Below are 18,183 nucleotides of genomic sequence, written 5' to 3'. Positions count from 1 at the left end.
CGGAGTAATTATGAATATTTTGATTATCGATGACCAAAAATTTGTCCGAGAAGCGATTAAAGCCGATCTTATCGAGAGTACCTTCGAACATGATTTTAAGACGTTTGAAGCTGAGGATGCAAATCAAGGTATTGAAGCGATTGTGGCTATAGAAGGTAATATTGATTTACTGATCTTGGATTTAAAAATGGATCACTGTGATGGCATGGAGGTGATTAATTTTTTATCTGAGCACCCGAGTTATGCCGATATTCCCTTAGCTGTGATTAGTTCTTCGGATAAACGTACTTTGGCGCTAGTGGGTAGTATTGCTAGTAGTTTGAAACTGAACCTAGTCGGCGTTTTTGAAAAACCGATTAATATGGACTTTATATTAGCGGAAGCAGCCCGTTTGCAACGTCAGCATGACCATGAAATGGTCGTTAAATCACCCGAAAATGTCTCTGATTATGACATAAACCAGCTGCTTGACGATGAACAAGTATTACTTTGCTTTCAACCTCAAGTTGATATGAAAAGTAACAGTATCATCGGCTTTGAAGTGTTAGCTAGAATGTACGATGAAAATGGTTATATTTATCCCGATACGTTTTTACCTTTGATTGATAAAGCAGGACTGAATGTTGATTTCACTAAGATAATTGTCGCGAAAGCATTCAAATTCTGGGCTTATGAAAAGACGTTATCAAGTTATACATTATCGATTAATGTTACCGCAGAAGACTTAGGCTGCGATAACTTGATTGACTATATAATCCGCCATAAACAAGCACATGCTGGTATCAAATTAACTTTAGAACTGACCGAATCACAAGCAATCATTAATCAAGCCAGTGTATTGAATTCTATCGCCCGACTGATTATTAATGACATCGGTATTTCACTGGATGATTTTGGTAAAAGCTATTCGACTTATGAACGCTTAGATATCATTCCTTTTAATGAAATTAAAATTGATCGCTCTTTTGTCTGTGATATTGATACCAATGAACAACATCACCTCATTGTTGAGTCGACGATCGCCTTAGCTAAAAAAATGTCGGTGAGTGTCGTTGCCGAAGGTATTGAGACTGAAAACGTGCTTAATATTTTAGCTGAACTAGGTTGTGATATCGCGCAAGGGTATGTATATAGTCCGCCGATTGAAGGCCGCTATTTAACAGCCTGGGTTAATCGTTATGTGCATAAGGACATTGCCGCAAATGTTCATTGATATCAGTGATAACGTGCGTCATTTTTTCTGGCATTATAGTCAAGAAAGGCGGTTACCTTTATACCAAGCATTAGTCGGGGAGCTTGTTAACATTAGCTCTGAAACTGGATTAGTTGAAAATATTGACCAGCTTAATGCGCTAAAACATCAGCTTAAAGGGATATGCCGTTATTTATCTCTTGAGTTTGATGCACAGATTGAGGTGATAACAAGGCGTCAACAATTACATTGTATGGTTGAGCATATTCACGGGCAAGTGGTAGCGATTGCTGATGAATTATAAATTTAATCTGCGCAGTTATGTTTGCATTTGTCTGCTTGTTACTACTGTGATTGTTGTTGTATTTACCAGTCATGGTTTGAATAAATTTAACTATAATCATGACAAAAAAGTATCGATGCTAATGGCATTTAACCAAGAAAACTATTTTCAGCACAAGCTCATTATGAATGCGATGCAATCTTTTTTTAAATCATCTAAAAGCGTAAAAAGAGCAGAGTTTGAAATATTTACTCGGGAGTTGCTAGATGAAAGAGCTGCGTTACTCTTTACATTAACACCCGAATTGGCGTTAGGTTATATCTCGGACCGTACATTTATCCCACAATTAGATACGTTAGTAACAAGCCGAGATAAGCATGGCCGCTTGAATGGCTTATTACCTCATTATCGATTAATTGTACTCGATATTGATGAGCCAAACATGCCGTATTTATTTTATGCTATCCCACTCGAGAGCTTGTTATTTAACATCAATAAATTAAAAGATACGTGCTTACAATACTCATCATTGAAATTATTTGTTGAGAATAATTACTGTACGATGCAGTCAATTAATATGATGCCAGATTTTCTTCGTTACCGCACAGACTTAGATATCAGTATTCCAGAGTATAATTTTTATTATACTCTGGGTATTGAGTCTCAAGTATCCTCGACAAGATTGATTGAATTTATCTGCGTGCTGTTAGCCATCTTGTTTATTTGTGCTCTGATCGCTGTATTGCTGTATTTTAAATTGGTCAATAAGCATTTATTTAACCGTATTGAGCGAGAGAATAAATTCAATGTCGCGATGGTATCGAGCATTAATCATGAGATCAGAACACCGATTAATGCGTTATTAGGCTACAGCCAGATGCTGAGAGATATGCCTAAGATCAGTGATGAACACAGTGTTATTATTGATAAGATGCTGTGGTCGGCTAATTTGCTGTATTCGGTGGCAGAAAACACCCTGAATTACAGTAAATCCACCACGAGTACGTTAGTGTTAAATAATGCGCCGATTAATACCTTGAAATACATAGGTAACATCCAAGATTATTATAATAAGTTGAGTATTCCGGCCGGGAAAATATTAGATTTTCATGTCAGTGACAAGTTACCTGCAGTCATCAGTGTGGATAGCTCTAAGTTATTTCAAGTCATTACTAACATGATCAATAATGCATTGAAGTACAGTACGGGTCAGACTGTACGTTGCCATATTGATATGTGTCAGCGCCCTGCGTTTAACAAGGAATCAATCATCCGGGGTTATTACTTACGTATTTTGATCCAAGACTCTGGATTCGGTATGTCAAAATCAACCAAGGAGTTGTTAATTAACCCTTTCTCGGTCGATGCTGAGTCGAAGCAAAAAAAAGTCTCGAGTATTGGTTTAGGGCTTTATACTTGTAACCAATTATTGACCCAGATTGGCGGTAAGTTAAGGTTGCACAGTGTGAAAAATGAAGGCACTAAAATTATGTTTCACTTCCCCTGTCAGTTTGATCCATCAAGGTTATCACCACAATTAAACCCCGTTAATGATGGTGATATGCGTATTTTAATTGTCGACGATAACAGTTTTAACCTCGAAGTATGCAGCGCGATGCTGGCAGAACAGCAGTTTAATACGGTTTGCGCGAATAACTCGAACGTTGCGTTAACCCAATTGGTTAATACCGAACCCGATGTTGTGATTGTTGATTATCAGTTAGATGAGATGAATGGCTTGGAATTAATTGCCAAAATGAAATGTATTCAAGCTAATACGCAAACCCAATATGTTATTTTGTCGGCTAATGATAAAAATGAGATAGCAGGTAGTGAATGTCATTCTGATATTGTCTTTATGCAAAAGCCGTTTAATATCGCGATATTTTTAAGTTGCTTGGGCAGCGGTAATTAATTTGTCCTTGCAGGGTGATGTTTTACATCTTTCCACAAGCACTCGTCATCGGTATTATACGGTGTTATTGATCGTATTAATTTCTGATTATCCCTAGGTGAAGCAATGGCCAAATACAAACCCGTCACTAAAATGCAAACATATGGCATCCATTCTCAGTGGCAGAGTAAATCAAAAGACTTACCGAGTATTGAAAAGTTCACCACCGACATTCCGGCTGAAATTGATATTGAGTTTGGTTTTATCGTGAATATTAAAAAAGCCCGTGGTGCTAAGATCCGTTTTTGTATTGCTCATCCTGGTATTTTAGATGCAGAGGGTAATGTGCGGGCGCCATTTACTGGCGAAGTACATGTGACGAATAACGATTGGCAATTTTATTTAGGTGATACGGTGTGGTCTCCCATTGCGGATAAATGTGGTGACTGGCGTATGACGATTGAACTTGATAACAAAATTTTAGCGGATAAAACTTTTAATATATCGCTGGAACACTGTTAAAATCCAATTCTCATTATCGTATTTACCCAAATATCTTGAAGTAACATGGGTATAACCAACAAAGGCAGCAACTGTGGACGCTTTTATTTCCAAAAAAATTGATAACTCAGCGTTAAGATCTCACCCGTGGACTAGCATGGTATCGGATGAGTCGAGTGTATATATGGATTTTAAACTACAGCCTCAGTTGATCCGTAGTGCATTAGAAGATCTGTTACCGTTTAAAAAGTGGGATTTTGTTGAACAGTTTTATAGCTTAATTGAATGGGTGAATGGTGCCAGCTCGTTATTGGAAAGTAACGATTGTGTGTTTAATGCAGCTGAAGATAATACCGACCAGCAGTACCCGTATGCGAAAAAATGCAGTGCGCGATTAATGATCTTGTTCCGCGATATTCCTGAAAATTGTCAGGACAAAAGTATCCATTGGTTAATGAATAATATTCAATCAATGGCATCGTCGATGAAACCGAGCTTTAACGCTGGCGCGATTGGCTTGTCGCAATCACCAACTTGCTATTTGGCGTTGGGAGATAAACCGGATACCGGCGGTATGGGTTATCAAGTGACGTTAAACTTTTTTGCTTATGGTAAGAGTGAGCAAGCTTGTTATGAGAGCATGAAAGACGTTTTGACTGTAGCCCAACATGCTCTACTACGGGTGAATATGCGTATTAAAAATGGCGAAATTGATGCGCTTTATCGTTAATGTTCACGGTTAAACGTTACGGCATATTATTTCGGCAACTGAGTTAAATCAACACGCAATAAACAGTTAAATTCTTTACCAAAATCAACCGATACTCGGGCGTGTACAGCGCCTTGTTTATCGGCGAATTCTTGTTCTCCTGCAATTGCAAATACCCCTTCGTGCCAAATATCGGCATGGATATAGGCACCGCGCTCACCACTGAAATAGAAACACACAAAATCTTGTGGTTTCACATCATCACCCGGTAAGGCTAATGGTAATAAGAATGGCTGATTGTTTTTGGGGTAAAACATCTGACCACCATCGGGGTGATAGTTAGCATGCCATAAGAGCAGTTGGCTTGGTTTGTCATTATGGGTATCGACAGCGATTTCTGGGCGCTGGTTATAACCGATAATATAATGCCCGTCGACGGCTTTATTGCGACCAAACAGATAATCCCCTTTCCAAGTACTAATAAAGGTGCCTTCAGTCACGCCACCTTCATCTCCTGTATCTTCATCTACTTGTCGCCAACCTCGTGCTGGCCAGCGGGTGATCTCAATGTCAAACGTTTCAGGATCGTCAACAAAGTAGCCATAACCTTTTAGGCTTTCTGGTGTTGCTTCGATAATAGGGATGTCGAATAAAGCCAGATCAGCGGCGATATCAGGGTTTAGATAGTTAGGTACTGTATTTGTAACCGTGTGAGGTACAGTATTTAAAAGGGTGGTGGTAACGTTAGATGTCATGTTCGTACTCTATTTTGGCTGAATGCACTTATAAACTAGCATCTGATTGTTTAACTTTAATGACACAATTTAATCTTAGCGAAATAATAACGGCATAAAACTGTCATATATCCAGCCTAGAATGTGCACCATAAATACTTATCTAATGTTTAGATAGTTATCGATTAATTTATCAATTTATTTATCAATCAGGATGTTATTGATGCACATGTTTAAACAGTCACTACTTGCTACGGCCATTATTTTTGCCGCTTCTTCTAACGCGTTCGCGAAAGAGGATCTGATCGTTTATACCTCTTTTGAAACTGACCTGTTAGCCTTATTCAAAAATACCTTTGAAGAGAGCTACCCTGATATCGATATTAAATGGGTGCGTGATTCTACGGGGGTGATGACGGCAAAGTTATTAGCAGAAGGTAAAAATTCGAAAGCGGATGTGGTGTGGGGACTGGCTGGTTCATCATTAGCATTGTTGAAAGATAGCGGTATTGTGAAGCCTTATACGCCAGCAAATCTTGATGATATAAAAACGAACATGATTGATCCAGAAGAAAACAAAGCCTGGTTTGGTAATGACGCGTTCTTCAATACTGTTTGTTTCAATACCATTGTTGCCAAACAGCTTGGTTTACCAAAGCCTAAGACCTGGGAAGATCTATTAGATCCCGTTTATAAAGGTCACATTGTGATGCCGAACCCAGGTTCATCGGGTACCGGTTATATCCAAGTAACAGCATGGTTACAAGGGATGGGTGAGCAACAAGGTTGGCAGTATATGGAGCAATTGGATAAAAATATTGCTCACTATACCCATTCAGGCTCTAAACCTTGCGTACAGTCTGCGATGGGGGAAACTGTGATTGGTATTTCTGTGGCGATCCGTGGTTCGAAATTAAAATCAAAAGGCGCGCCGATTGACCTGATTTTACCTAAGGGTATTGGTTGGGATACGGAATCTGTTGGCTTAGTAAATAACAACTCAGACGCGGCTAAAAAGCTGGTGGATTGGTCGTTATCAGTGGATGCCAACAAGATGTACAACACTATTTATCCAGTTGTTGGTCATAAAGACGTAAGTGGCGCAGTGGCACACTATCCAAATGTAGAAGATGCCATCGTGGATATGGACTTTGGTAAAATGGCCAATGACCGTAGCGCGGTATTAACTAAGTGGTCTGATAAATTTAATAGCAAATCAGAATCAAAAGGTTAATTAACACTACTATTTGAGCAATTAATTCAACGCTCTCTTGGCGTTAATCTGGTGCAGTAAGGGATCATGATGACCTTGCTGCATTGGTGTTTTTGAATACAAGGATCTGTTTATGTTTACACTACGTTCTTCTCATCTTATTTATAATAATCAAGCATTCCATTATTTTTGGTTAAAAGATAATTGCCGTTGCAGCGAATGCTTGCACTCTTCTGGCCAACGCTTGCAAGAGATCCTCGATTTAGATTTAACCATTCAGCCAGAAGTGGTGACAATTGAAGAAGGGGACTTAGTGATCACGTGGCAAGATGGTCATCAAAGCCGTTACAGCCAAACTTTTTTAGATAGCATGCAGGCAGACGCTAATGATGCGCCAGCGCTTAATCAGCAAGTATTATGGGATGGGCAGTTAAACACGTCAGCAATTACCTTTCATTACCCAGACGTACTAAGTAGTAAGGAAAAAAAACGCGATTGGTTAGGTGCTGTGAAGCGATTTGGTTTGGCATTTTTACACGACGTGCCGAATGTTGATAAGCAGTTATTTAAAGTCGTCGAGCAATTTGGTTTTGTGCGTGATACCAATTACGGCAGTCACTTTGAAGTGATCTCGGAAGAAAACCCGGTTAATTTAGCGTATACCCCAAAGCCATTAAGTTTGCATACCGATAATGCTTATCGCCATCCAGTGCCGACATTACAGCTGTTACATTGTTTAATCAGTGCAGAGCAAGGCGGGATCACGGCGTTAACCGATGGTTTCTATGCCGCGCAATTATTACAGCAACGTTTTCCGCAGCAATATCAGTTATTAACCTCGACGCCAGTGATGTATCGTTTTAAAAATGCCGATACCCATCTTGAACATACCGGTTATATCATTGAGTTAAACAATCGTGGTGAACTCGAGCGTATCCGTTTAAATAATCGCGCCATCCAAGCGATTAAATTACCGTTTGCTGAGATGGCTGCATTTTATGACGCGTATCAAAACTTTAGCCGAATCTTGCACAGTGACGAATGTAAGTTCTTGTGTACCTTGCAACCGGGTGAACTGATGATCTTTAATAATGAGCGTATTTTACATGGCCGAGAAGTGGCAGCAGAAGGCGCACGACATCTACAAGGTTGTTATGCCGATATTGATTCTTTAAAAAGCACCTTAGCCGTACTAGAGACTAAGTTTGAGGCTAAGTTAGAGACGAAATCACAGGGTAACGTGGAGATTAAATAATGGATATTATTGGGTTTATTAAACAGCAGTTCGAAGACAATGGTCACGTTGCTTATGGCGAACACATTTCCATGGGTGAGCATATGCTGCAGACAGCCTATTACGCTGAGCAAAAAAATAGCAGTGATGCGATCATTACCGCGGCGTTATTACATGATTTTGGCCATTTGATCTTAGAATTGCCTGAAGATATTACCGAGCATGGTATTGATGGCTATCACGAAGATGTGGGGGCTAAATTTCTAGCACCGTATTTTCCCAAACAAATCATTGATGGCATTGGCCTGCATGTGCAAGCCAAGCGTTATATGTGTGCGGTAAAGCCGAAATACCATAGTCAACTGAGTCAAGCATCTCAAGATACCCTTGCGGTACAAGGGGGGCCTATGAATGCGCAAGAGATTGCCGCGTTCGAACAACAAGCGTTTTATAAAGATGCATTACAAGTACGCTTATTTGATGATCTTGGTAAGCATGTTGAATTAGCGCATCCCGACTTAGCGCATTACTTACGTATTGCGGCGCAGTTTGTCGTGTAAGTGTGTTGTATAACTGTGTTGTATAACTGTGTTGTATAACTGTGTTGTGTAAGCGTGTCGTATAAGAGAATTCTGACATCAATAAACGCACTAAATCATTGTGTGATCACTTTGAACGCCGCTTTAAACTGCTCAATCGCATAGCGTTGCACTTTACCGGTATTTTGATGGTTACGGGTGAGTAATATCAAACTCCAACGGCCATCATTCGTCATAAAGTTAATATTGAGTTTACAGATCGCATCGACATACGAAGACGAACTAACAAAGTGGTTAGGTAGTAATGCCCAGCCACCTTGTTTGAGTAATGACAGAATAATATCCATATTGCTGATCGTGGCAATACGTCCTGAGATCTTGGTATTGTTACCGAGATCCACTTCCATGTAGTTTTCTGCGGTGTATTGTTGCTGCTTTTCTAGATCGTCTAAGTTACAACTTGTTTGTTGCGCTAATACACTGTCTTTATGGGCAAAGAAAGAAAATGGCAGATAACCGAGATTAGTAAAGGTGAGCCCTTTGCTTGGTAGTACACCGGAACCTTTGCTCAATACAATGGCAATATTAGCGTGTTGCTCTGCAAGAGCGTCCATGGATTCTGCACGCCCGCGATGGATCCAGTGCAGTTGGGTTTGTGGGTATTGCTGGTGGACGGCGAATTGTACTTGTTCTATGACCGAGATAGGTAACGATATATCGTGATAGATCGTTAGGCTTTCTTCTAACCCCTCAGCCAAACTATCACCACTATTTTGTAATACTTGAGCGTGATAAAGAATATGTCGAGCTTGGGTTAATAAGCTATTGCCTTCAAACGTGATTTTCGGAAATTTCCCACTGCGATCAAATAAGGTGATGCCTAAATCAATCTCTAAATTGCCGACGTGTTGGTGCAAGGTCGAACGGTCTTTCCCCAGTGACAGCGCAGCTTTACTAAATGAGCCTTTTTCAGCCACAGCCACGAATGACGCCAGCTGTTCGAAACTAAATCTAAGCATGTATTATCCCCTTGTAGTGTGTTTGCTTTTTGTTAGGGAATGCCCAACACAACTGAGATTACCTGTGAGATTAAACCTTTATTATGGCTGTATGTAAATACTCGAGATCCAGAAACATTCCATTGCTGGAATAACATCTTATAAGGTAGGTTAAGCATGGCTTTATTAGCAAAAAAATCATTGGTTAAGATCGCGGTTGGCGCGGCACTATTCACATCTGCTATTTCTGCGGTGCAAGCATGCTCGCGTTTGATTTGGGATACTGAGGAACACGGGGTATTTGTGTCTCGTACCATGGACTGGATGGTTGAAACACACCCAACGATTGATGTGCGTGCCAAAGGTATCAGTTACCGAGGTGCTGAGTCAGGTGAAAAAATAATGACGTGGACATCTAAGTATTCATCTATTCTGACGACGTTTTATGGCAAAGCAGGTATAGATGGTTTTAATGAAGCTGGATTAGCGGCGAATGCCTTGTATCTTGGTGAAGAAAGCACTGGTGAATACAATGCCGATAAAGTGCAGTTAGAAAACTCGCGCGTGATCCCGTATTTTTTAGATAACTTTAGCAGCGTAAAAGCAGCGTTAGTGGGCATTGAAGATATTCAAATACAGCTGTTTTCACATGGTGGCGCTAAGTTAAAAGGCCATTATTCATTGCAAGACACCAGTGGTGATTCTGCTATTTTAGAATTCATTGATGGCAAGTGGAACATTTACCACGGTGCGCAATATGACGTATTAACCAATAGCCCTGAGTTTAATGAACATTTAAATAATTGGGATGCGAAAAAACCGACCCAACAAGCGCAATTTTCCAGTGACTATCCACTCGACGGTAACGTAGGGGCTCCAGAACGTTTTGTGTGGAATAAATACATGTTATCCCAACTGCAAGAACCAAGCAGTATTATTAACGGTTTAGCAAAAATTGACAGCTCGACCTATAAAGTGCCACTGGATGCGGCTAATAGACTCATTGGCGGTGAAATGACAGGTTATGCAACACAATATACCCTGACTTATAATCTAGAGCAGAAAGAGCTTAATATGCGTTATCAGTATGGTGATGTGTATACCCAGTTTAAAGTTGATTTTAATAAACTTAACGATGGTAAAAACTACACCTTAAAAGCTGATGAGCAAAGCAATGTTGGTGACATGACCAGTCAATTTAAACAGCAAGATGGTGTGATGGCGCAATATAGAGTAAATAGTACGAATTGATCATTCGTTAGCGGCGAAGTATGAAACGATGCGGGTTGGTATTGATGGGATGAATTGATACTGACTAGCGTTTTTTTTACCGGTTAAATAATAGTTTTTATAATATCTTCTTGATCCTGACAAACTTTACACTAGTTGACCCTAATCTCCTCATTTCCTCCATATTTCCCTGCCTATTTTGCGGTATTATACGGTATCAAAATTTTAGATTTGCTATTCATGGACGAAGGCAGACACGCTCATTTTTATAGAAGAGACATAATGCATAAACGTACCTCCCTTGCGATCATTAGCGCACTGATGTTTAGTTTTTCTAGTTACACCATACCGGTCCAGGCCAAAGGCGCGAAAGGTGGACAAGGCCCTGATCGTGTTGTTTCTGTCTATACCGATACCGTGCAATACCACGAAGTTTCACAATCTATTTCGTTAATTGGTAAGTTACAGTCAGTACAATTTGTCAGCGTGGCACCAGAAGTCGCAGGTAAGGTTGATAGTATCAAGATTACAGCCAATCAAACGGTGACAGCAGGGCAGTTATTAGTGCAGCTTGATGACAGTAAAGCACAAGCGGCCTTGATGGAGGCAAACGCTTATTTTACCGATGAGCAGCGTAAGCTTAATGAATATGCAACGCTGGTAAAAAGTAATGCAATTACCCAAACCGAAGTGTTCGCACAAACTGCGTTAGTGGATATTGCCAAGGCGCGTTTAGCGGCTGCACAAGCAAATATGGATGATCATTATTTAACCGCGCCTTTTGCTGGCACGGTTGGTTTATTAGATTTCAGTCGCGGTAAAATGGTGTCGGTTGGTACTGAACTGTTAACGCTGGATGACTTATCGACAATGCAGCTTGATCTGGCAGTGCCAGAGCGTTATTTATCGCAATTATCAACGGGCATGGTCGTGACGGCAACGAGTCGAGCATGGGATGAGCAGCGTTTTAAAGGCGAGGTTGTTGCGATTGATTCTCGTATTAACCCTGACACATTAAATTTACGTGTACGCGTTAATTTTGAAAATACCGATAACCGCCTTAAACCAGGCATGATGATGTCATCAAGTGTGGTTTTTCCTGTCATTAACGAACCAATTATTCCAGTACAAGCAATAGAATACTCAGGCACAAAACGTTTTGTATACGTTGTCGGTGAAGATGAGCGAGTCACGCGAACTCAAGTATTCTTAGGTGCACGTATTGTTGACCAAGTATTGATTGAAAATGGACTCGATATTGGCGATCGCATTGTCGTACAAGGTCTGGTTAATATGCGTAACGGACTGCAAGTGAAAGATTTGACAGATCAACAGGAGACTAACTAATGTGGTTGTCTGATACGTCAGTTAAACGACCGGTTGTTGCGATTGTACTCAGCTTGTTACTGTGTGTGTTTGGCGCTGTGTCGTTTAGTAAACTTGCGGTACGCGAAATGCCGGATGTTGAAAGCCCTGTTGTCACCGTGATGACACGTTATGATGGTGCTGCGGCATCTATTATGGAAAGCCAGATCACCTCGGTGATTGAAGATCAAATTACCGGTATTAGTGGTATCGATGAAGTAAGATCGGTTACCCGTAATGGTATGTCGCGTATTACGGTGACGTTTGATTTGGGCTGGAATTTAACCGAAGGTGTCAGTGATATTCGTGATGCGGTTGCCAAAGCGCAGCGTAGCTTGCCGGATGAAGCGGATGATCCCATTGTATCGAAAGATAACGGCAGTGGTGAACCCTCGGTTTATATCAATTTAAACTCCACCGTAATGGATCGTACTCAGCTTACCGATTATGCTCAACGGGTATTGGAAGATCGCTTTAGCTTGATCTCGGGGGTGAGCTCGGTTGATTTATCCGGCGGATTGTATCAGGTAATGTACGTTAAGTTGTTTCCTGATTTAATGGCTGGCCGTGCTGTTACCACCAGTGATATCGTCGATGCATTAAAAACTGAAAACGTTGAGAATCCAGGTGGTGAAGTACGCAACGATACCACGGTAATGTCAGTGCGTACTGCTCGTTTGTATGCACAACCACAAGACTTTGAATACCTCGTTGTCCGTACGACCAGTGATGGTTATCCGGTGTATTTACGCGATGTAGCCCAGGTGTATGTAGGCGCTGAAAATGAAAGTTCGTCATTTAAAAGTAATGGTATCGTTAACCTGAGCTTAGGTGTGGTCACACAATCAGATGCCAATCCTTTGGATGTCGCGTCTGCGGTACGTGCAGAAGTCGATAAGATGCAAGCCTTTTTACCCGAGGGTATGAGTCTGACGGTGGATTACGATTCTACCGTGTTTATCGACCAATCTATTTCGGAGGTTTATAGCACGCTATTTATCACCGGTGGTTTGGTGGTATTAGTCTTGTATATCTTTATTGGTCAGGCGCGCGCAACGTTGATCCCTGCAGTTACTGTGCCTGTTTCTTTGATTTCGTCATTTATCGCCGCTTATTATTTTGGTTTTTCGATTAACTTAATCACCTTAATGGCATTGATCTTATCCATTGGTTTGGTGGTGGATGACGCCATTGTGGTGGTCGAGAATATTTTCCATCACATTGAGCAAGGTGAAAAACCATTATTAGCGGCGTATAAAGGCACGCGAGAAGTGGGCTTTGCGGTTGTTGCTACAACCATGGTGCTAGTCATGGTATTCCTGCCTATTTCGTTTATGGATGGTATGGTCGGGCTGTTATTTACCGAATTCTCGGTATTACTCGCAATGTCAGTGATCTTCTCGTCGTTGATTGCATTGACACTAACCCCTGTACTTGCCAGTAAGATGTTAAAATCAGAGCAAAAAACCAGTCGTTTTAGTGTGTGGATGGAAGGATTATTCCAGCGCTTAGAAAATGGTTATCGCGGTATTGTCACCAAAGCAATTGCATATCGCTTGGTTGCACCTGTGGTTATTATCGCCTGTGTGGCGGGGAGTTTCTTGTTAATGAAAGAAGTGCCATCACAGCTGTCACCACAAGAAGATCGCGGGGTATTATTCGCGTTTGTTAAAGGTGCGGAAGGGACCAGTTTCAACCGTATGACCGCGAATATGGATATTGTTGAGGGGCGTTTATTACCGCTTGTTGGAAAAGGTGTTATTAAATCGTTTAGTACCCAAGCGCCTGCATTTGGTGGCCGTGCTGGGGATCAAACGGGCTTTGTTATCATCATTCTTGAAGACTGGGCCGACCGTAGTGTTAGCGCGGGTGAAGCGTTAGGCATGGTAGCAAAAGCGTTAAAAGATATTCCCGATGTGATGGTACGTCCTATGATGCCTGGTTTCCGTGGTGGATCGAGCGATCCGGTGCAATTTGTATTAGGTGGCTCTGATTATTCGGAACTCGAAAAGTGGGCTGAGTTACTGAAAGCCAAAGCAGAAGAGGCAGGCGTCTTAGTCGGTGGTGATCTGGATTATTCAGAGAAAACCCCTGAGCTGGTGGTGACTATTGATAAAGAGCGTGCTGGTGAATTAGGTATCAGTGTTGATGAAGTATCAACAACGCTCGAGATCATGCTGGGTGGCCGCAGTGAAACCAGTTATATCGAACGTGGGGAAGAATATGATGTTTACCTGCGTGGTGATGAAAATAGCTTTAATAACGTTAACGATTTAAGTCAGATTTATATTCGTAGTGCTAAAGGTGATCTGATCACGTTAGATACCATTACCACAATCGAAGAGGTTGCATCGGCAAGTCGTTTATCGCACAGCAATAAGCAAAAATCTATTACCCTAAGCGGTAGTTTGGGCGAGGGTTATACCTTAGGTGAAGTCTTGGACTTTTTGGATGCGCAAGCCGTGGCATCATTACCGAGTGATATTTCCATTGCTTACTCTGGCGAGTCAAAAGACTTTAAAGAAAACCAAAGTAGTATTTTAATTGTGTTTGGTTTAGCTCTGCTGGTGGCTTATTTAGTATTAGCGGCGCAGTTTGAAAGCTTTATTAACCCGATGGTGGTGATGTTTACTGTGCCTATGGGCGTGTTTGGTGGCTTCTTAGGCTTGTATGTCATGGGTGGTGGTCTGAATATTTACAGTCAGATTGGCATGATCATGTTGATTGGTATGGTGACTAAGAATGGTATTTTAATTGTAGAATTTGCCAATCAGCTACGTGATCGTGGCGTTGCAATTGAACAAGCGATTATTGATGCGTCTGCCCGTCGTTTACGTCCTATTCTGATGACCGCATTTACCACATTAGCGGGTGCTATGCCATTGATCTTGTCTACTGGCGCAGGCTCGGAAAGTCGTATTGCTGTGGGTACTGTGGTGTTCTTCGGTATGGCGTTTGCGACCTTGGTTACGTTATTCGTGATCCCTGCAATGTACCGTTTGATTTCAGGCTCAACACATTCTCCAGGTTATGTAGAAGCGATGTTAGAAGCGGAATTAGCAGAGCAATCAACAAAAATGTCTGCTGCTAAAACAGATAAAACGAACACACAGGTAAGTGATGTGCATGTAGTGAAAGAGGTAGCTTAATTTTTCATTATCGTTCTAACTGGCGGTAATATTGACGATAAGGGCAAACATAATTGATATTATGTTTGCCCTTTTTTGTTTTTAGTCGGCATGTCCAAATAAAAATTCTTCATTAGTTTCTAACCACTGCGGGTATTTCGCCATTGCCTTAGCAAAGCGTTGATCTTGTAAATGTTTATTCAGCCAATTACGTAAGTGTGGTAGAGGGGCTTGCAAGTACCACTGGCGATCAACACGGGCAAACTGACGGACGAGTGGTAAAATTGCGTAATCAGCCAAACTGACTTTGTCACCCATTAAATAAGCATGTTGGGCGAGTAATAACCCCAGTCGTGCGCGCATAGCGTAAGGACAGTTTTGTAATGAGTATAAAATTGGCAGTGGTTAGCTCTAATTATAATAATTTTATTGAAAATCATGTCGTAGTCGTATTTTAAACACAATATTATATGAAAAATAACACAGTATTATAAGCCCAACAAAATTGATGTTTTAGCGGGTCAATCCAATTGGTGCTGGAAAGATTTAATTTTCACGTAAGCTAAACTTATTTTTTGTAAGCGTTTGTAACGACCTGTCGTGATCTGGGTTAGTCAAAGATATAAATATCTTTATATTCAAATTAATAGGTGTTAAATAGCTTAATATCTATTAATTTGGTTATTTGAACTGGCACTGTGTTTTGTACCAATAATGGGTAGGTTACAGAATCATAAATATGTTTATAATTCGCGGCGACTTTTGTGTGCCACTAGACTGGCTCACTCAGCATCTATATTATTTAAGGGTGGGTAAATGCCGAGTACACGAATATTGATCGTCGAAGATGATCATGAAATAGCAAGATTAACAGCCATGTATTTAAACGGCGAAGGTTATCAAACTAAGATTATTAATGATGGCGCCATAGCCTTGACTGCTATAAAGCAATATCAACCTGACCTACTTATTTTAGATTTAATGCTACCTGGTTTATCAGGCAGAGATATTTGTGCACAAGCTAGAGTTTTTTTCAATGAACCCATACTGGTATTAACTGCCAGTGATGATGAGTTAACTGAAGTTAGCTTACTCAAACTTGGTGCTGATGATTATTTAACTAAACCTGTGCGTCCTCATATAATGGCTGCACGAATAACGGCATTGTTACGCCGCTCAAACAGACAACAAAATGGCAGTGAGACAATTCAGCTAAAAAGATTGAAAATTGATCCGAGAAAGCAACATGTAGAATTTAGAGGGAAAACTTTAGAACTCACCGATTCTGAATATGATCTACTGTTATTATTAACCAAAAATGTGGGGGTCGTTATTTCCCGGGAAGAGTGCTGCCAACAACTGCGTGGTATTGATCATGGCTTTTCTGATCGTTCTATTGATATGCGTATATCTGGATTACGCAAGAAACTCAATATTGATGATTCGACTCAGAAAATAATAAAAACGATCCGTTACAAAGGCTATATGTTGATCAATGAATAATCGTCTGACCTCATTATTTTCGCATATTTATATCTGTATCGTGATCGTTATCTGTGCTTGTATTTTATTAACAGCATGGTTAACGAGTATATTTGTTTATCAAGAAAAGACCGCATATTTTTATAACAATACGATGCAAGTTTACCAAGAGCTAGAATCTCAGCGTAATGATGTGTTGATGAATGCTGATGATTTTTATCAACGTGCCGAGGTTGATTCATATGACTATAACATTGAAAAAATTAGCTTATTGAAAAGTTTATCTCCTTGCCAGGAATGTAAATATATTAAGACTATTAATAAAGTTGATATTTACATGCAAAAAAATAACGAATATCTCGCAGTCTATCGACTCCGTAGCGCTATTGCGGCGATCACAATCAGTGAAAACTTTTATGATGAACGTGTTGAAGATGATATTATCTTATTCGGTACGTTTGCTTTCATGCTTTTTCTTATCGCTCTAAATTTATATTGGCCTATCCGTAAGTTACAGATTCAGATAAATCACTTAGTTGAAATAAATCATGCCTTTGGTCGCGGAAATCTGAATATACGCGTAGATCTTCAAGCTACCACGTTACTTAATGGCTTATCTATCAGCTTTAATGCCATGGCAAAAGCAATCAACGAACGCGTTGATGAAGGTGAGGTATTCGCACAAGCTTTACCTCATGAAGTGAGAACTCCGCTTAGTCGAATACAACTGGCTGTAGGGCTATTGAAACAAGACCTCACAAGACGTAAACATATCGAACTACTAGATAGTATTGATGATTATGTAGATGACATGGTTGAATTATCAGAGCAGATAACTACATTTTCACGCGTCAGCGCTAAATATTCCCATTATAATTGTGATGAACAATCTATTGTAATAACCGACTTCATTCAGTCTCGGATCGCGTTATATCAGACTCATAATAGTATTGATGTAAATTATTGTGCTGACGATGAGATAATAATGAATATCAGCCCGATGTATTTGCGCTTAGCATTTGATAATTTACTAAAAAATATGTTAAATTATGCCGAGTCAACGGTTAAAGTAAGCGTTGTACAACTCGCTAATACCATTAGAATAACAGTTGAAGATGATGGTCCTGGTATCCTTCCCGAGAACTATCACAAGATTTTTATCCCTTTTTCTCGCTTAGATAACAGCCGAAGCCGTAACTCGGGGGGGCTAGGACTCGGCCTATCAATTGCGAAAAGTGCTTCAAAATGCTTAGGAGGTCAAATCGCTCCATCAGTAAGTAAACTTGGCGGCGCTAAATTTGAACTCATGATTCCAGTACAAAGAAAAGGGTCGACCCCTGTTTTAAAGAGTTAATTGGCGCAGTGACGTAACTTTCCATTGAAGTTCACAGTTTTACTTGATTACAATCGTTTAAGAAAACTTGAATGATGTTGCAGATAGACAATATTACATTCAAAATATACAAGAATGCACTTTCGCGCTGTATTTGATAATTGTGATATTGGTGACATAATATTAGTCAAACGCTTACTTAACTGATATTCCAGAAGGTTTATTAATGTTATTTTACCGCTGTTATTTCTTCGCTGATTTAACGCTAAATCAGGGAGTTATAAGGGCCCAAAATAAAACACTGAACATTTTCACCTTCAGTGCTTTTACCGTTAAAATATCCGCTAA

Annotated in this window: 16 protein-coding genes; 13 read left to right on the top strand and 3 right to left on the bottom strand. The window is 40.3% G+C overall.

Annotated features, from left to right (window positions below; genetic code table 11):
• The first annotated feature begins 10 nt into the window (after positions 1–10).
• The 5 genes from PE36_RS02620 to PE36_RS02600 all read left to right on the top strand — a co-directional run bounded on the left by PE36_RS02620 (position 11) and on the right by PE36_RS02600 (position 4,600).
• Positions 11–1,213 (top strand): EAL domain-containing protein, encoded by a 1,203-nt coding sequence (locus tag PE36_RS02620; protein WP_006030397.1) that lies wholly within the window; start codon positions 11–13, stop codon positions 1,211–1,213.
• Positions 1,203–1,496, top strand: coding sequence for a hypothetical protein (locus PE36_RS02615; protein ID WP_006030396.1), 294 nt, complete (start codon positions 1,203–1,205; stop codon positions 1,494–1,496). The genes PE36_RS02620 and PE36_RS02615 overlap by 11 nt, the downstream gene beginning before the upstream one ends.
• Positions 1,486–3,390 carry an ATP-binding protein gene (locus PE36_RS02610; RefSeq protein WP_006030395.1) on the top strand — a complete coding sequence of 635 codons (1,905 nt, stop codon included), beginning with the start codon at positions 1,486–1,488 and terminating at the stop codon, positions 3,388–3,390. Before PE36_RS02615 ends, PE36_RS02610 begins: the two co-directional genes overlap by 11 nt.
• Positions 3,391–3,495: 105 nt before the next feature.
• Positions 3,496–3,891: a DUF3859 domain-containing protein gene (locus tag PE36_RS02605; protein WP_006030394.1), complete on the top strand. Its 396-nt coding sequence runs from the start codon at positions 3,496–3,498 to the stop codon at positions 3,889–3,891.
• Positions 3,892–3,964: 73 nt separating this feature from the next.
• Positions 3,965–4,600, top strand: a complete 636-nt coding sequence (locus PE36_RS02600; protein ID WP_043993696.1) for a hypothetical protein — start codon at positions 3,965–3,967, stop codon at positions 4,598–4,600.
• Positions 4,601–4,626: 26 nt separating this feature from the next.
• Here the strand turns inward: PE36_RS02600 and PE36_RS02595 are convergent, their stop codons facing one another.
• The gene (locus tag PE36_RS02595) at positions 4,627–5,334 is read right to left on the bottom strand and encodes an ureidoglycolate lyase (protein WP_006030392.1); all 708 of its coding nucleotides are present in this window, start codon (positions 5,332–5,334) and stop codon (positions 4,627–4,629) included.
• A 202-nt stretch (positions 5,335–5,536) separates the two neighbouring features.
• Between PE36_RS02595 and PE36_RS02590 the strand changes: the two genes are divergently transcribed.
• The 3 genes from PE36_RS02590 to PE36_RS02580 all read left to right on the top strand — a co-directional run bounded on the left by PE36_RS02590 (position 5,537) and on the right by PE36_RS02580 (position 8,320).
• Positions 5,537–6,547, top strand: coding sequence for a putative 2-aminoethylphosphonate ABC transporter substrate-binding protein (locus tag PE36_RS02590; protein ID WP_083797962.1), 1,011 nt, complete (start codon positions 5,537–5,539; stop codon positions 6,545–6,547).
• Between the two features lie 112 nt (positions 6,548–6,659).
• On the top strand, positions 6,660–7,781 hold the full coding sequence (locus tag PE36_RS02585) for a TauD/TfdA family dioxygenase (RefSeq protein WP_006030390.1): 1,122 nt from the start codon (positions 6,660–6,662) through the stop codon (positions 7,779–7,781).
• Positions 7,781–8,320 (top strand): HD domain-containing protein, encoded by a 540-nt coding sequence (locus PE36_RS02580; protein WP_006030389.1) that lies wholly within the window; start codon positions 7,781–7,783, stop codon positions 8,318–8,320. The genes PE36_RS02585 and PE36_RS02580 overlap by 1 nt, the downstream gene beginning before the upstream one ends.
• Before the next feature lie 95 nt (positions 8,321–8,415).
• Here the strand turns inward: PE36_RS02580 and PE36_RS02575 are convergent, their stop codons facing one another.
• Entirely contained in the window at positions 8,416–9,318 is a 903-nt protein-coding gene (locus PE36_RS02575; RefSeq protein WP_006030388.1) for a LysR family transcriptional regulator, read from the bottom strand.
• 156 nt (positions 9,319–9,474) lie between these two features.
• On the opposite strand from PE36_RS02575, the gene PE36_RS02570 reads away from it, so the two are divergent.
• The 3 genes from PE36_RS02570 to PE36_RS02560 all read left to right on the top strand — a co-directional run bounded on the left by PE36_RS02570 (position 9,475) and on the right by PE36_RS02560 (position 15,041).
• A complete protein-coding gene (locus tag PE36_RS02570; protein ID WP_006030386.1) occupies positions 9,475–10,548 on the top strand; it encodes a linear amide C-N hydrolase in 1,074 nt (357 codons plus the stop codon).
• Positions 10,549–10,809: 261 nt separating this feature from the next.
• The gene (locus PE36_RS02565; protein WP_006030385.1) at positions 10,810–11,874 is read left to right on the top strand and encodes an efflux RND transporter periplasmic adaptor subunit; all 1,065 of its coding nucleotides are present in this window, start codon (positions 10,810–10,812) and stop codon (positions 11,872–11,874) included.
• Complete coding sequence (locus PE36_RS02560) at positions 11,874–15,041, top strand: multidrug efflux RND transporter permease subunit (RefSeq protein WP_006030384.1); 3,168 nt, start codon at positions 11,874–11,876, stop codon at positions 15,039–15,041. The genes PE36_RS02565 and PE36_RS02560 overlap by 1 nt, the downstream gene beginning before the upstream one ends.
• 81 nt (positions 15,042–15,122) lie before the next feature.
• Here PE36_RS02560 and PE36_RS02555 read toward each other — a convergent pair whose 3' ends face one another.
• Complete coding sequence (locus PE36_RS02555) at positions 15,123–15,383, bottom strand: glutathione S-transferase C-terminal domain-containing protein (RefSeq protein WP_006030383.1); 261 nt, start codon at positions 15,381–15,383, stop codon at positions 15,123–15,125.
• Between the two features lie 453 nt (positions 15,384–15,836).
• Here PE36_RS02555 and PE36_RS02550 point away from each other — a divergent pair, with 453 nt between their 5' ends.
• Positions 15,837–16,523 carry a response regulator transcription factor gene (locus PE36_RS02550; protein WP_006030382.1) on the top strand — a complete coding sequence of 229 codons (687 nt, stop codon included), beginning with the start codon at positions 15,837–15,839 and terminating at the stop codon, positions 16,521–16,523.
• On the top strand, positions 16,516–17,856 hold the full coding sequence (locus tag PE36_RS02545) for a HAMP domain-containing sensor histidine kinase (protein ID WP_006030381.1): 1,341 nt from the start codon (positions 16,516–16,518) through the stop codon (positions 17,854–17,856). Before PE36_RS02550 ends, PE36_RS02545 begins: the two co-directional genes overlap by 8 nt.
• Positions 17,857–18,183 lie beyond the last annotated feature (327 nt).

The organism is Moritella sp. PE36 (assembly GCF_000170855.1).
In the GTDB taxonomy this organism is placed as follows: domain Bacteria; phylum Pseudomonadota; class Gammaproteobacteria; order Enterobacterales; family Moritellaceae; genus Moritella.
The sequence above is the reverse complement of the archived record's forward strand: the minus strand, read 5'-3'. Positions and strand labels throughout refer to the sequence as shown.